General features: G+C 43.9%; 13 protein-coding genes. 3 read left to right on the forward strand and 10 right to left on the reverse strand.

The window, feature by feature from the left end; genetic code table 11:
- Positions 1 to 6 precede the first annotated feature (6 nt).
- From FGM00_RS00730 to FGM00_RS00745, 4 genes are all read right to left on the reverse strand, one after another.
- Positions 7 to 930 (reverse strand): GYDIA family GHMP kinase, encoded by a 924-nt coding sequence (locus tag FGM00_RS00730; RefSeq protein WP_138851071.1) that lies wholly within the window; start codon positions 928 to 930, stop codon positions 7 to 9.
- Entirely contained in the window at positions 927 to 1,157 is a 231-nt protein-coding gene (locus FGM00_RS20120) for a DUF5615 family PIN-like protein (RefSeq protein WP_138851072.1), read from the reverse strand. The genes FGM00_RS00730 and FGM00_RS20120 overlap by 4 nt, the downstream gene beginning before the upstream one ends.
- Positions 1,154 to 1,378, reverse strand: coding sequence for a DUF433 domain-containing protein (locus FGM00_RS00740; protein ID WP_138851073.1), 225 nt, complete (start codon positions 1,376 to 1,378; stop codon positions 1,154 to 1,156). Before FGM00_RS00740 ends, FGM00_RS20120 begins: the two co-directional genes overlap by 4 nt.
- A 260-nt stretch (positions 1,379 to 1,638) precedes the next feature.
- Positions 1,639 to 2,955 (reverse strand): hydroxymethylglutaryl-CoA reductase, degradative, encoded by a 1,317-nt coding sequence (locus FGM00_RS00745; RefSeq protein WP_138851074.1) that lies wholly within the window; start codon positions 2,953 to 2,955, stop codon positions 1,639 to 1,641.
- Positions 2,956 to 3,108: 153 nt separating this feature from the next.
- Between FGM00_RS00745 and FGM00_RS00750 the strand changes: the two genes are divergently transcribed.
- Positions 3,109 to 5,331 carry a S9 family peptidase gene (locus FGM00_RS00750; protein WP_138851075.1) on the forward strand — a complete coding sequence of 741 codons (2,223 nt, stop codon included), beginning with the start codon at positions 3,109 to 3,111 and terminating at the stop codon, positions 5,329 to 5,331.
- Between the two features lie 35 nt (positions 5,332 to 5,366).
- Positions 5,367 to 6,869, forward strand: coding sequence for a peptide MFS transporter (locus tag FGM00_RS00755; protein ID WP_138851076.1), 1,503 nt, complete (start codon positions 5,367 to 5,369; stop codon positions 6,867 to 6,869).
- 17 nt (positions 6,870 to 6,886) lie between these two features.
- On the opposite strand, the gene FGM00_RS00760 is transcribed toward FGM00_RS00755, so the two are convergent.
- The 6 genes from FGM00_RS00760 to surE all read right to left on the reverse strand — a co-directional run bounded on the left by FGM00_RS00760 (position 6,887) and on the right by surE (position 13,926).
- Complete coding sequence (locus tag FGM00_RS00760; RefSeq protein ID WP_138851077.1) at positions 6,887 to 8,899, reverse strand: ComEC/Rec2 family competence protein; 2,013 nt, start codon at positions 8,897 to 8,899, stop codon at positions 6,887 to 6,889.
- Between the two features lies 1 nt (position 8,900).
- Positions 8,901 to 9,458, reverse strand: coding sequence for a C40 family peptidase (locus FGM00_RS00765; RefSeq protein WP_138851078.1), 558 nt, complete (start codon positions 9,456 to 9,458; stop codon positions 8,901 to 8,903).
- A 174-nt stretch (positions 9,459 to 9,632) separates the two neighbouring features.
- Positions 9,633 to 11,489 (reverse strand): DUF885 domain-containing protein, encoded by a 1,857-nt coding sequence (locus FGM00_RS00770; RefSeq protein WP_138851079.1) that lies wholly within the window; start codon positions 11,487 to 11,489, stop codon positions 9,633 to 9,635.
- A gap of 27 nt (positions 11,490 to 11,516) precedes the next feature.
- The gene (gene lpxB / locus FGM00_RS00775) at positions 11,517 to 12,635 is read right to left on the reverse strand and encodes a lipid-A-disaccharide synthase (protein WP_138851080.1); all 1,119 of its coding nucleotides are present in this window, start codon (positions 12,633 to 12,635) and stop codon (positions 11,517 to 11,519) included.
- A 178-nt stretch (positions 12,636 to 12,813) separates the two neighbouring features.
- Positions 12,814 to 13,098, reverse strand: coding sequence for a hypothetical protein (locus FGM00_RS00780; protein WP_138851081.1), 285 nt, complete (start codon positions 13,096 to 13,098; stop codon positions 12,814 to 12,816).
- 54 nt (positions 13,099 to 13,152) lie between these two features.
- Complete coding sequence (gene surE / locus FGM00_RS00785) at positions 13,153 to 13,926, reverse strand: 5'/3'-nucleotidase SurE (RefSeq protein WP_138851082.1); 774 nt, start codon at positions 13,924 to 13,926, stop codon at positions 13,153 to 13,155.
- A gap of 175 nt (positions 13,927 to 14,101) precedes the next feature.
- On the opposite strand from surE, the gene FGM00_RS00790 reads away from it, so the two are divergent.
- Positions 14,102 to 16,249: a carboxy terminal-processing peptidase gene (locus FGM00_RS00790; protein WP_138851083.1), complete on the forward strand. Its 2,148-nt coding sequence runs from the start codon at positions 14,102 to 14,104 to the stop codon at positions 16,247 to 16,249.
- Positions 16,250 to 16,269 lie beyond the last annotated feature (20 nt).

Below are 16,269 nucleotides of genomic sequence, written 5' to 3' on the forward strand. Positions count from 1 at the left end.
GTATTGTTATAAGATCATTTTGGAATAGGGTACGACATCGTCGTACCCTTTCTTTTTAAAGTAGTTTGGCGTATCTGAATTCCCGGCCGCCAGTACGAAGTCCCCGCCCCAGGCACCTAGGCTTTTGATCGCCCCAGGAAAATCAGGGAATAATCGTTCCTTCACCATCGGAAGATCCAAAGTTTTGCCGATCAATAGCTCATGTCGCGTCATGAGGTTTTCAAATTCAGCCATCTCCGTACAGGACAGCAAGGCTATGGTAAGATCGGAAACGGTTTTTACCAACTCGGTTTTCACGAAATTGCGGCTACGATAGCGTGCAATGCCTTCTCTGCTGTTCTGTTTTTGATTTAAATGGATAAAGTATAGTTCGTTTTTAAACGGAGGATCGAAAACAACTTCCTTGACTTCTGGTCGGTCGTTTTTCAATCGGTATAGAATAGGTGCGTCGTGTTTTGCGCAAGCAATATCGTAGCCACTTCCGGAAAAGGAATTCCATAACAGTGAATACGCGTCAATTTGTGCCCATTGTGCGATATTATTGATAAGGGTAGAGGAGGAGCCAAGGCCCCAGTCTTGTGGGAAATCCAAATGTGTTTCTACGCGATAGCCTTTTCCGTCATTCAAAAATGATGGGTTCAGTTTTTGCGCTTCGAAAAGAATTTTACCCAAGGTTCCCGCCGTAGCATCTGCTTTTTGAGTTGAAGAACTCCCCGTTGATCGAAACGTGTTCAAATCAAAATCAGCTTCAAACCATACGCTGCCAGCGTGATCAAAACTCCTCCAGTTTACTCTTGATTTTGACTGCTCCGTAACAGTCAACGATTGCCCGTAGGTCGTTGGTAGGGCAAGGCCATAGGCACCATCCAGAATGGCATATTCGGCAGTGAGCAAGAGTTTGCCGTTGCTATAGAGCTCTTTTGACTTCATTCCTCAATATGGGTCTGTAAAATCTCTCTTGATGAATCCTCAAGGAAAGCTCGAATCAATTTACGTCGATGAATAATCAGCTCAGCAAGGTGCTTCGTGGTCAAATTACCGGTACGCAGCCAAATAATTTTTGGCGGGCTTCCGTAAAGCGTATTGAACTCTAAAAAATCGCGAGCTATTTTCTTAATAAGCCGGAAAGAGATATTTTGATCGAACAATAATTTCAAGAGGCAATATTTATTTTGAATTCCCGCATTGCCGCATAAGTCAAACAGGCATTGATTTGATTTTCGTTCAGTACGGGAAAATCTTTGATTATCGCCTCTTTGTCCATACCGTTGGCCATCCAGTTCAAAATGTCATAAACAGATATGCGAGTTCCTTTAATTACAGGTTTTCCGAATCTTTTTTCCAGATTGATTTCGATGTATTTTTCTATCTGATTCATGAAAGATGAATAACTGATTCAAGTAAAGGTACAAAATTGTCAAACAGCTTAATGTAGGGATATGAAAGCTTAGAGACTGTTTAGAAATATCTCGCTTATTTTCTTAGGGCCTCTTTTTGCGCCTTATTTCGTTAACCCCGAGCCTTCGGGGTTGACCGTCCGCCAAGGGCGGATGCTCAAAAATTTTGCCTCATAATGCATCAAAAATAGACCATAACTCCCGATGCTTCGGGACTAACGACATATTTCCAAACAGTCTCTTAATTATTACGTAAATTTTCAAAAGCAGCGACCACCGAACTATGCGTCACGGTGTTTTTCTTGAAGTAATTGGTCAACTCCTTTTTTTCGACTTCCGTTGCACCCAGTTGGTTTAGAATATTCAACAAGTGCATTTTCATATGCCCTTCCTGTATTCCGGTAGTGACCAGTGAGCGAAGAGCGGCAAAATTTTGCGCCAAACCTGCCACGGCGACGATTTGCATCAATTCGGGTGCCGAGGGTTTTCCTAAAATTTCCAGGGCAACTTTCACCAAAGGGTGCAGACTCGTGAGACCACCAACAGTGCCGAGGGCAAGTGGTATTTCCATCCAAAAGTAAAATTGGCCATTTTCGATTCTCGCATGGGTTAGGCTGGTATATTTTCCATCTTTGGAAGCATAGGCATGAATTCCCGCCTCAACGGCCCGAAAATCGTTACCCGTGGCCAACACAACGGCATCTATCCCGTTCATGATTCCTTTGTTGTGCGTTACGGCTCGATGCGGCTCCGCTTGTGCGATTTGAACGGCACGGACCATCTTTTGAGCAAATTCCTCCGGTGAGACCGCACTACTTTTGAGCTCGGATACCGGACAGCTTACTTCTGCCCGTACCAGGCAATTGGGCACATAATTACTGAGGATACTCATGACAACCTCAATATTCCTCTCTGCCTCTGTGAAAGGGGTATAGTGCTGTGCCTCATTTTTTAAGGTCTTGGCAAACTGCTCTAAGCAGGAGTTGATAAAATTGGCGCCCATGGCATCCAAAGTCTCGAAGGTACAATGCAATTGGTAGTACCCTTGCACATCATTTGTTTTGTCCCTAAGCTCGATATTGGTTATCCCACCGCCACGCTTGACCATGTTCGCGGTAAGTTCGCTAGCATCTTCTCCTAACCGGGGTTTGATCTTTGTAAAAAATTCCCATAGTTTACTGCTATCCCCGTCAAAAATAAAATGGACTTGCCCTATTTTTTCGGTGCCGAGAATGGTTGTTTTAAATCCGCCCCGATCTTTCCAGAATTTGGCAGCCTTACTGGCCGCCGCGACCACCGAACTTTCTTCGATGGTCATAGGTATCGTATACAGTTGGTCGTTGATCAGAAAATTCGGGGCGACTCCGAAGGGCAAATAATGGTTGGTAAGGGTGTTTTCGATAAATTCATCATGCAAGCGCTGTAGCTTCGAATCGGAGTTCCAATAGCTTTTGAGAAGCGCCTTGGCGGCATTCGGGTCTTGGGTGAAATTAGTAGTTACCCACTCTATTTTTTCGTCTTTGGTCAGCTTGGAAAATCCTTGAACGGACTTGCTCATCGGGAGTTGGTTTTTGAACCGTAAAGATAATGATTCGCGTGAATTTCATGATATGCTCTTGATTTCTGGTTATGGCAAGGATTTTGACGATAAAGTTTAATTATTCGTAAAATAATCAGTAAACTTGAAAGAATGAACCAATATGTATCATTAATGAGAAAGACACTGCTTCCCCTACTATGTATAGTCGCTTTTATTTCCTTTGCGACAGCGCAAAAAAAGCAAATTACGGTCGAGGAAATCTACAACGGAGCGTTCCGAACCGAAGGTATGGATGCTTTACGATCCTTAAAAAACGGGAAACAGTACACCATACTTAATCGCAATAGATCTGATCGCACCACTGCAATCGATAAATACGATTACAAAACGCAGAAAAAGGTCGAGACGGTGCTTTCGTCGGCCGATTTAGAGGCAATCGACAACTTTGAATCCTATGCGTTCAATGCCGATGAAACCAAGATTTTATTGGCCACGGAACTGGAGGATATCTACCGGCGTTCCAAACTGGGAGTCTATTATGTGTACGATATCGCTACAAAGACCTTGACCAAAATATCCGATTCCAAAATTCAGGAACCCACTTTATCACCTGATGGAAAACAGGTGGCCTATGCAAGCGATAATAATCTTTACCTATTCGATATACAATCGAAAACGGCAAAGCCGATAACCACCGATGGTGAAAAGAATAAGATCATCAATGGGATTACCGATTGGGTATATGAAGAGGAATTTGCCTTTGTAAGGGCATATGATTGGAATTCGGATGGTTCAAAAATCGCATATCTCCGGTTCGATGAAACCGATGTACCTCAATTTTCAATGGATGTCTTTGGCACCGGATTGTACCCGACGGAGGAGGAATTCAAGTACCCAAAGGCCGGGGAGGAAAACGCAACGGTAAGCCTTCATCTATATGATGTAGCTTCGGGAACGAGCGCCGAAGTCGATTTGGGGAATGCTTACTATGTACCTCGTATCAAATGGATGAACCATCCGAATTACCTGAGCGTACAAACTTTAAATAGGCACCAAAACCATCTGAAACTGCTGGAAGTAAACGCCAAAGACAATTCCGTTTCATTGCTCATGGAGGAGAAAGATGATGCCTATATTGACATAACGGACAACCTGACGTTTCTGGCCGACGATAGTTTTATCTGGACAAGCGAAAACGATGGCTTTAACCATATATACCTGTACGACAGCGATGGCAATTTGATGAATCAAATTACCAAGGGCGAATGGGAGGTGACCGACTACTACGGCTATGATCAGAAAAACGATAAGGTGTATTACCAATCTACGGAGAACGGATCTATAAATCGCGACGTGTATTCCATAAGCAGTAGTGGCAAGAACAAGAAAAGACTCTCGGAACGTGAAGGACAGAACTCCGCCGATTTTAGTGCCGATTTTTCGAATTATATCAATACGTTTTCCAGTGCAAGCACTCCATTCGAGTATACCTTGCACTCTTCTTCAAATGGTAAAAAACTCAAGAACATTACGACCAACGATGCGCTTCTCGACAAGTTAAAAGGGTATGAGATGAGTCCCAAAGAGTTTTCAACGATCAACATCAACGGGAACGATCTGCACATGTACATGATCAAACCCGCGAATTTCGACCCCAATAAGGAATATCCATTATTGATGTTCCAGTATAGTGGCCCAGGATCACAACAGGTGTCTAATCGTTGGATGGGTGCCAATGACTATTGGCATCAGATGTTGGCATCTGAAGGCTATGTGATTGCCTGTGTAGACGGCCGTGGTACGGGTTTTAAGGGAGCTGATTTTAAAAAGAGCACTTATATGAATTTGGTGAAGTATGAGACTGAAGACCAAATTGCTGCGGCTCGGAAATTAAGCGAACTACCTTATATAGATGAGGAAAGAACAGGTATTTGGGGCTGGAGCTTTGGGGGACATATGAGCACCAATGCGCTGTTGAAGGGTAGCGATGTTTTCGAGATGGCGATTGCCGTGGCTCCGGTAACATCATGGCGTTTTTATGACACCATTTATACGGAGCGCTTTATGCGAACCCCAGCCGAAAACCCCTCGGGTTATGATGACAACTCCCCCTTTAATTATCCGGAAAAATTGCAGGGTAAATACCTTTTGGTACATGGCTCGGGCGACGACAATGTGCATTTGCAGAATACTATGCGTATGGTCGAAGCCTTGATCCAGGCGAACAAACAATTCGAGTGGGCTATTTATCCCGATAAGAACCATGGCATTTATGGTGGAAATACTCGGATACATCTATTTAATAAAATGACCGATTTTATCCATGAAAATCTCGGAAAAGAAGTCGAGGGCAAAACCAGTATTACCGATCAGGCAGGACCGATCAAAGGATAAATCAAAATACAGCTAACCAAAACCAATAATACTATATGTCCGATATTATAAATCCTCAAGAAGGTAAAATTAAATTTAGTCACCCAAAGGGGTTGTATGTTTTGTTTGCCTCTGAAATGTGGGAGCGTTTTAGTTATTATGGTATGCGTGCCATACTTATTCTGTTTATGACCACGGATATGGCGGCCGAGGGCCTTGGCTTAACTACTGAAACAGCGGGTGCCGTGTATGGCCTTTATACAGCTTCAGTCTATTTAATGACCTTACCGGGTGGCTGGTTGGCGGATAATATTTTTGGGCAGCGAAAGGCTGTTTTTTATGGGGGAGTGCTTATTATGATAGGGCACTTAGTTCTTGCGATACCGGGATCGCCGGCAATATTTTTTACAGGTTTGGGTTTTGTTGCTTTGGGAACAGGTTTGCTGAAAGGAAACATAAGTACTTTAGTAGGCGAGCTTTACGAAAATGAGGATGGTGCCAAGCGTGATGCCGGATTTTCTATTTTCTATATGGGAATCAACTTGGGGTCCTTTTTTGGGCAAATATTCGTCCCGCTTTTAGCGGAGTACAATTGGCATTTAGGCTTCGGGCTTGCTGCAATCGGCATGTTTTTCGGCTTAGTTGCTTACAGGGTGTTTGCACCGAAATATCTTGAGAATATTGGAATGGAACCAAAGGTTAAATCGGTGCCCAAGACAGGTAAGTCAAATATGTCGATCACCTATGGAATAATTGCCTTTATAATTACATTGATATTTATTCTACAGTATTTCAATTATATTGATGTTACTACCGCTACCGGTATTGCCGAAGCTCTTGGCATTATCATTGTTACAATTACCATGGGGTATTTCGCCAATATTCTTTTTAATGGGGGATTATCTCTCCTAGACAAGAAAAAGGTATTCGTAATATTTATTCTTTTCGTAGGGATAGCCATTTTCTGGTCTGGCTTTGAACAAGCAGCATCTTCGTTAAACTTATTCACTAGAGATTTCACGGACCGTTTTATTTGGGGATGGGAAATGCCTGCGGGTATGCTACAATCCTTTAACTCAGGTTTTATAATCATATTTGCCCCAATTGTTGGAGCACTTTGGGTGAGATTAGCTGCAAGAAACATCAATGTGCGTACCCCCATTAAATTTGCCATCGGATTGATATTACTTGCATTGGGTTTCTGGGTCATGGTTGAAGCTGCACGGGTTGCAGCTAGTGGAGCCAAGGCAGGTATGTTCGCATTAATTCTAACGTATTTCTTGCATTCTATCGGGGAGTTGACTATTAGTCCGGTTGGTTTAAGTGCTACGAGCAAATTATCTCCAAAAAAATATTTAGGACAGATGATGGGTATTTGGTTTGTTGGTGCTGCTTTAGGCAACTTAATTGCGGGCCTAATCGGAGGTAATTTTGATCCAGAAAATGTTCTAGAAATGCCAAATATATTCCTTAACGTAGTATGGGTATCTGTTGGGGCTGGTCTGATATTTTTTGCTGCAAGTCCATTTATCAAAAAATGGATGGGAGATGTTACTTGAGAGATTTTAGCGTCAAACTATTCAAAATAATAAGCTCCCTTTTCGCCTGTGTAGTGAAAAGGGAGTTTTCTATTTAGACAGGTTTGCTTCCAGCGGGCTGCGTAACTTCGGAAATTGCTCCCATCGGCTATGATCCGTTTGGGGCGTAGCGAATCGATAAGCCGTTCTAGATTTATTTGGGGAGATTCAGTTAGGAGCAGATAATCGATAGGTGTTTGTGGATAGACTCCCGTACTATCGATAATCAGTACTGAATTGTTTTTCCATTTGTAGCTGTTCGAAAGCGGTTTGTTATTGATGGAAGCTATGCGCTCAGCGGTTCGGTAATCGGCTACCATACGGTCGATTTTGGAACTGTCTTTGGAAAAAACGGACAAAGCTGCGCCCGCTTGATGGAGCAGCACCGAATTGGCCGTTTGATGCAGTACCAGTAGCGCTTCCTCTTCTTTAGTTTGATAGGTAACGTACATAATATACCCTTGAAAACCGATCATCGCGACAGCCGCGACGACAGCTTTTTTGAAGGCAGGTTTGGTCAGAAAGACGAGACCGCCGATCAGAAGGCCATAGGCCAAAACCAATTGCACCGCATCAAATGAGATGTGTTGAAACACAAAGGCCTCCTGCTCGGCAACCCATGCTATGATGGTATTCATCCAACGGATTAGCATGTCGTAAAGGGTTGTTAACTGGTTGGGCAGCCTATTACAAAGGGCCAGTAGGATGACGAGTATCCCTATGCCGAAAATGATTCCCAGCGCGGGAACGATCAACAGGTTCGAGATAAAGAACAAGCCTGGGAATTGATGAAAATAATATAGACTGATCGGTAGAACGCCTGTCTGTGCAGCAATACTGACCGATAGCAATTGCCATATTTTGCGCACCACAATGTTTCGGGGGTACCATAATTGCTGTAATAAGGGGTAAATCCAAACAATGGCAAAAACAGCAGCGTAGCTCATCTGAAAACCGACCTGAAACAAGAGCTTGGGGTCGATAACCAGCAAAATAAAGAACATGCTCAACGATAGAATGTTGAAGGTGTTGCTTGGCCTGTTCAACGTCATGGCGTAGGCAACGAACGAAAACATGGTTACCGCGCGTATGATGGAGGCGGAGAATCCGGCTAGAAGGGCGAAACCCCATAACAGGCTAACGATAACAACGAGTTTTATCGTTTTTCCCGTTGGGAGTAGCTCCAAGGGTTTGAGCAGGAACTGCAGAAGTAGCAGTAAGATGCCAATATGTAGTCCCGATACCGCCAAAATATGAACGGCACCGGCATTTTTATAGTCGTTATAGGTTTCTTCGGAAATATCATTCCGTTGTCCCAATAGCAACGCTTGAATAATTGAAAGTTCTGCTTCCCCAAAATCGGCTTTCCGCAATTTGGAAATGATGTGCCGTCGCAGTGCGGCGGCCCGCCCATAAATGGTTCTGGACGTCGGCGTCACAACGACCGTTCCAGACGCCCCAACCCGCAATTGATGAAAGATGCCCAAATCTTCCATATAGGATTTATAGTTGAACTGATGCGGATTTAATGGGCCATTGACTTCCAGTAGATTACCATGTATGAACAACTCATCATCTATTTGAATTGAACTTTTTATGGTATCGGTCGGCATGCTGATCAACAATTTTCCCGTTCTATACGCACCATCAACTGCTTTGAGCGTCGCCAAGTATCTGTTCGAGAACGAAGTCGGTTTAAGTATTTCGATAACTTTGAGATGAAATACGTGGCTTCCCTCGTTGACCGTGTGTGTATAATGACTGGCCAGATTTTTAGGGTTTGCGATGGAAATGGCCAAACTACCGATGCTAATGGTAAGTAGAGCAGTAGTGAAAGCGAAGACGGGTGTTGTTTTACGGATATCCGTATAAGAAAGAAAACCTAGAATAGCTAAAAAAACCAGCGTACCTACAAGGGGCACGACAATCCCAAAACCGAAAAAGTTCCCCAAAACAATCCCGAAAACCAGAAAAAGCGTAAGTTGAATCGGGATGAAGCGGAGCAAACGCATCTTACAAGACCCTTGTGGCCTTTACGAAGGCGTAGTTCCAATACCCCTCTCGTAAAGAGGAAACGATCACACCTCTAGAACTGGAAGAATGAATGAATTTGATTTCATCGTCCTCAATGGCGACGACCATCCCCACGTGGTTGATGCCGCGCCCTCTTTTCTGGGTACTAAAAAATAAGAGGTCACCTTTCTCGACATCTTTCACGCGAACCCTTCGCCCTTCTTCGGCCATGTTGCGGGAGACGCGGGGCAGCTGCACATCATGTTCCCCAAAGGCCACATAGAGCAAGCCCGAACAATCCATTCCCTTTTTGGTGGTGCCACCGAATTTGTAGCGCACTCCGGAGTATTGTAAGGCGGTATTGATAATGTTGTCGACCTTTGAATTCGATGTTTTTTCGGCTTTGCGGGAGGCGACAGTAGGTCTAGCTGAACGACGCTCAGTTGAGGTCGCGTTGACTGAAACCGTTCTAGATTTCGATGTGCTGTAGGTCGTCTTCTTTTTGGTGCCACAGCTGGCCACCGTAAAAAGTAAAACAAGTGCTAGAAATTTTCGCATGGCACGACAGGGATTGAGCTTCCTTTCGTAGTCAAAATTATATAAAAATTTTGAAAGCAAAGGAAAACCTTAAAGACAACAGAGGAGCGTAGACCATTAGAACCCTACTTTTTCGATGTATTTCGACATCTTCTTAGGAGTGTCAAATAGCTTAAATTTCAATCGGGTAAGGCCTTATTCATCAGAAATTTCAGTACGATCGCTTAAGGTTCTGGCAATCCATTCATCTACCATATCTTCCAAAACGTTTAATGGCACGGCTCCGTTTACCAAAATCACATCGTGGAATTCACGAATATCGAATTTGTCGCCCAACTCGGTTTTGGCCTTTTCACGTAAGGCGAGTATTTTATTCATGCCCACTTTATATGCGGTTGCCTGGGCAGGCATTACAATATGGCGTTCTACCATTTTTATGGCATCGCTTTCGGCATTCGGGGTATTGTCGGTATAGTATGCAATGCCCTCTTCCCGTGTCCATTTTTTAGCATGTATTCCGGTATCGACCACCAAACGGCAGGCACGCCACAGTTCCATGGCCAAGCGTCCAAAATCGGAATAGGGGTCGCTATACATCCCCATTTCTTTGGGAATGTATTCGGTATATAATCCCCATCCTTCGGTATAGGCCGTGTAGCCGCCCATTTTTCGGAACATAGGCACGTCTTCCAATTCCTGCGACATGGCCCTTTCCATATGATGTCCTGGAATGCCCTCGTGGTAGGCCAACGCTTCCATCTGATATTTGGGCATGGCCATGATGTCGTACATATTGGCGTAATAAGTGCCGGGTCGGGAACCATCCAAGGCAGGAGCTTGGTAAAAAGCTTTTCCCGCCGATTTTTCGCGAAAAGGCTCCACTGCCTTTACAATCATATCGGCTTTTGGCTTTCTTAAAAAGAGCTCATCCAATCTACCTTTCATAGTGTCGATAAGCATTGTCGCCCTTTTCATATAAGCCTCACGGCCTTCTTTGGTATCGGGATAATAGAATTGCTTGTCCTCTTTCATAAACTTAAAGAAGTCCTGTAAACTTCCCTTAAAACCGACGTTCTCTTTAATAGCGTTCATTTCGGCATGAATACGCTTTACTTCCGAAAGACCAAGCTCATGAATCTCATCGGCGGTCATGCTTGTTGTGGTGGTTCTGGCAAGTGCATTGTCGAAATAGTCGCCACCATTGGGAAATTTCCATGCACCATCATCTTCCGTTGCCCTTGTCGCTTGATCTTCCAAAAAAGCGATCAATTTATCGTAGGCGGGTTTTACCGAAACTAATAGCGCCTTTTCCGCCTCTTGTTTCAAGGTGTTTTTCTCTTCCTCGGGAATATCCAACTTTTCTACCTTCGCTGCAAAATCTTCCAATAGGGTGCTTTGTTTTTTGCCAGGTTCAAATGGAAGTCCCATTAGAATGTTCCTTGAGGATTCCAAAGCGCGTGGAAATACGAATTTAGGCGGTACTATCCCGGCGGTCTCCCGTTCTTTTAGGCCTTCAATCACCTGATCGAACATTTCGTTTACGCCATTCAAGCGCGAAATATAGGCCTCAGCATCACTTTTATCCGTAATTTGATGCATGTTGATCAAGAACGAAGGTACCTGGGAATGTATACCGAACATTTGGTTGACCGGGTAATTGTAAAGTCGGTATTTGTAATCGGCAATGTCATCCTCCATCTGCTGTACCGCCAGTTTGTAACTCAGTTTGGTCGCCTCATCCAATGCGTTCGGATGTACCGAATCCTTTAGAAAGGCCAGGCGTGTTTTGGTACGTTCCAATTCTTCCGCTTCGGCAGTTTTCGACATATCGTCCCATTTGTCGTAATCGGTCTTATCGCCCAAATAGGTCTGCGTCATAGGGGAGAGTGCCACTTCGGTATCCCACTCTTGTTGAAACCAATCGTTTAATTCTTTTGAGGCACTCGCCATTTCTTCTGGTGAAACGGGTGTTGGTGTACTGGAATCTTCTTTGCAAGAAACGACAAGACATAAAGCCGTTAATAGTAGCGCTGTTCGTAGTGAATTTTTCATAATGATGCTCTAATGGATTACTGTAAACTATTCTGCTGTTTGTTTTACGATGTACTCGGCCGCTTTACGACTTGCCCCGGGGCCACCGAGTTTTTGGATCAAAGTCTCATAATCTTCTAATTGGCGTTCACGATGTTCCCCCGTCACGATTTTCGATAGTTCCGACGATAGGTTTTCGGTTGTCAATTCGTTTTGGATCAATTCCCTGACGACTTCTTTCCTCATAATCAAATTGACCAAGGAGATGTAGTCTAAGGTGATAATGCGCTTCGCGATTTGGTACGATACCCAGTTCGCGCGGTAACAAACCACCTGAGGCACCTTAAAAAGAGCCGTTTCAAGAGTTGCGGTGCCGCTGGTGACCAAGGCCGCATGTGCGATGCTCAACAAGTCATAGGTGCGGTTCGCGACAAAACCAACATTCGGATTGTCCAGGAACGGTGTATAGAAATCCCGATCAAGACTAGGTGCGCCCGCGATAACAAACTCATAATTCGAAAAATCCCTGACTACCGAAAGCATCAAGGTAAGCATTTTTTCTACCTCCTGCTGCCGGCTTCCGGGCAATAGCGCTATGATGCGCTTTTCGCTATCCAATTTGTTCTCTTTTCGAAAGTTTCTTTCGTTTAAGGTTGGTCTGTTATCAAGGGCATCCAACAGCGGATGGCCAACAAAACGTACTGGGAAGTTGTGTTTTTCTTCGTAAAATTCTTTTTCAAAAGGAAGGATGACATACATCGCATCGATATCTCGCTTTATTTTTTCAATTCTGCCCTCTCTTGACGCCCAAATTTGCGGGGAAATATAATAATTGGTGCGAAAACCCTTCTGCTTCGCCCATTTGGCGATGCGGAGGTTAAAGCCCGAATAGTCTATGAAAATGATGGCATCCGGGGTGAAACGTTCAATATCGCTTTTACAAAATTTGATATTCTTGTAGATGGTGCCGAGATTTGACAGGACCTCCAAAAAGCCCATAAAGGCCATTTCCTTATAATGCTTTACCAACTGTGCACCCGCGGCCTGCATTAAATCCCCGCCCCAACAGCGAATTTCGGCCTGCGCATCTCTGGCCTTTAAGGCCCTGATAAGGTTGGCCCCATGAAGGTCTCCCGATGCTTCCCCCGCGATGATGTAGTATTTCATTTTTCAAATGTAAAACTCAAATACAAATTCAATTCAATGTTAATTTGTAAGTTGAATTACTTCATGTTTTGCGCTATTCGGTCGTAAACTTGGCGTAACCGATGCGTAACAACGCAAATAAATTACTAAGAACGAATACAGGTCGACTACCACGTTATTTTGAATTTGTATTTTAATTTTAAAACACTTTGTAATACACGATAACCAAGGCCGTTAAAACGGTGGCCAGCAGCACACCTTTTGCCCGCTGATCCCTTCGAATGCGTAGGAAGGCAAAAAAAGCGATCAAGTTAAGAATGGCACCGAGGGCCAGAAGACTACCCACGTGACCTTGACTCACTGCCGCTTTAAAAGTCTCTTCAATGCCATAGTCCGAGAAAAGTAAAATGTATAAAAGTGTCCCCAAGGTATTCGCAATAATACCCACGATAAAACCTATAAGCAGTTCTTTCTTACTATTCATTATTTTCTAAGCTATCTATTTTAAAATGATTCAAATTTTCAAACATCAAACATCCTACAAATCCCAAGAATTGAGTTGCTGGATGCTATGGTGTGCCGTAAGGTCGAATTGTGTCGGTACTACCGAGATGTAATCATTGGCCAAGGCCCATTCATCGGTATCCTCGCCTTTGTCCAAAAGCTCGAACTCGCCTGTAAGCCAATAGTAATCCTTGCCCATAGGGCTGGTTCGTTTGTCGAATTTTTCCTTCCAGTTCGCCCGTGCCTGTCGGCATATCTTAATACCCTTTATTTCGTGTTTTTCCAGTTTGGGAATGTTGACGTTCAGAACGACTCCCGGGGGAATTCCGTTTTCCAAAGCTTCCCGAACGATATTTTGCACAAATTCTTTTGCATGCGAAAAGTCGGCTTTCCAAGTGTAGTCGCACAATGAAAAACCAATGGCTGGAATACCTTCTATACCCGCTTCAATGGCCGCGCTCATGGTACCGGAATAAATCACGTTTATCGAAGCGTTCGAACCGTGATTGATACCACTTAAACAGATATCCGGTTTTCGTTCCAAAAGCTCCTGAAGTCCTAGCTTTACGCAGTCGGCCGGGGTGCCGCTACAGCTGTACTCGGCCTTGGCGCCATCTTCGTCAACCGTAGTCATCTTAGTGGCATAGAGCGTATTATTGATCGTAATGGCATGCCCCATTCCCGACTGTGGACTGTCTGGAGCTACCACGACCACATCGCCGATTTCACTAATAAAACGCACTAAATTTCGTAACCCCGGAGCCGTAATTCCGTCATCATTGGTCATCAATATCAAAGGTTTTTCCATTTAAGATAATTTACGACGCAAAAATACGTTTTTAAAAAGGATATGTTCTTTAGAATACTTTAACTAAGAAATCACTTTCGTGTTTTAACATGGCACGGTTTTTTCATTATCTTAGGGAATTCGTAGAAATTTATGAATGCAGCCTTGATATTTAGGCGGCAAAAACAGCTAATACATGAAAAGGAATCTTGCCTACGCTTTATTTGTAATGTTGATTGCGGTAGCTTCGTGCAGCTTCACCAACAAGTCCGCCGAGGATTTTGAGAATGACGACAAAGACAAATTGTTGTTGGATCTTATTACCTATGTGCTACAAAAAGCACATTATGACCCCAAAGACATCAACGATGATTTTTCGATAGGGGTGTATGAGGATTTTATTGAAATACTCGACCCTACCAAACGGTTTTTTCTTCAAGAGGATATCGCCGAATTTGAGAAATATAAGTTTCAGATAGACGATCAAGTGAAAAATACCGATATCGCTTTTTTCAATTTGGTCTATGATAAATTGATGCTGCGTATGAACGAAGCCAAAGGCATCTACGGAGAGGTATTGGACGAAGCGTTTGACTACAATGCAAAAGAAACTATTGATATCGATTACAAAGAAGTGCCTTTTGCAGATTCTAGAAAAGACCTGAAAGAACGGTGGAGAAAGCAGTTGAAATATATTACCATGGGCACCTATGACGCTAAACTCACCGCAAGCGAAAAAGATGCTGAAGGGGTGATCAACGATGTTGAGGATTTGACATTGTCTCCTGCCGAAGCGGAAAAGTCTTCTCGAGAAAGCACTAAAAAGACCTTGGACGAGTATTTCGATTTTATCGATGACCTGCAACGCAAAGATTGGTTTGTACAGTATTTGAACACCATCGTTGATGAATTCGACCCGCATACCTATTATTTCGCTCCGGAAGACAAGGAAAAGTTCGATGCCAGTATGTCGGGCAAGTTCGAGGGTATTGGCGCTCGGTTACAGAAAAAACCGGAGGGTGCTAAGGTCACCGATATTATTTCGGGCGGCCCCGTATGGCGTGACGCGCGTATCGAGGTCGGTGATATGATCATCAAGGTAGGACAGAAGGGAGAACTTCCTGTTGATATTGTAGGCATGCGTTTAGACGATGCCATTAAAATGATTAAAGGCCCTGAAGGTACGGTGGTCAACCTTACCATTCGCAAAATAGACGGTTCTACGGATATTATCTCGCTCACCCGCGACGTAGTCGAATTGGAAGAGTCGTTTGCGAAATCGGCGAATATTATCAAGGAAACCGAAAAATTCGGCCTGATCCACCTGCCCAAATTCTATGTCGATTTTGACGATTATACCGAAAGAAACGCCGCTTCCGACGTGGCAAAGGAAGTAGAGCGTCTTAAAGATGAGGGCATGGAAGGCCTGATATTGGATCTTCGCGATAATGGTGGCGGGTCATTAAAGACCGTAGTCGATATGGCGGGACTCTTTATCAAAGACGGCCCTATTGTACAGGTACAGTCTTCTGGAGAACAAAAAGAGGTACATGAGGATAAGGATGAGCGTATTCAATGGGACGGGCCTTTGGTCGTTCTGGTCAATGAACTTTCCGCCTCGGCCTCGGAGATTTTGGCGGCGGCCTTACAGGATTATAAACGTGCCATCGTTATCGGGAGCAAGCAGACTTTCGGCAAAGGAACGGTTCAAAATGTAATTGCCTTGAACAATATCGTCCGTAACAGCGAACATGGCGATTTGGGCGCACTAAAGTTGACCACGCAAAAATTCTACAGGGTGAACGGTGGTTCTACCCAATTAAAGGGAGTAGCAAGCGATATTGTCGTTCCGGACCGGTATAGTTACATCGACCTTGGGGAACGCGATCAAAGTAACCCATTGGATTGGGATAAGATTTCGCCCGCTGATTACACTCCTTGGAAGAACTACATCAATTACGAGGAAACACTGGAAAAAAGTAAGGCGCGTATGGCGAACAACAAGCAGGTGATGCTTATTGAGGAAAATGCAAAGTGGTTAAAAGCGGAGCAGGACGAAACGGAAGTATCCCTGAACTATGAGGTGTATAAAGAAGAGAAAAGCAAGGACAAAGAACAGTCTGACTATTTCAAAAAATTACAGGACTACGACTCCAAATTGACCTTTACTTCGTTACGGTACGAACAAGAACTGTTTACGCAAGACTCCGTACTACGCGAAAAAAGAGATCGTTGGCACAAAAACTTGGCCAAGGACGTTTATGTGGAAGAAGCGGTAAACGTACTACGGGATTTAAAAGTAAACAACATCAAAAACGGAAAGCTAGCCAGTGTAAAAGGGTAGTTGACCGCATAACATTACCA

Source organism: Aggregatimonas sangjinii (genome assembly GCF_005943945.1).
GTDB lineage: Bacteria > Bacteroidota > Bacteroidia > Flavobacteriales > Flavobacteriaceae > Pelagihabitans > Pelagihabitans sangjinii.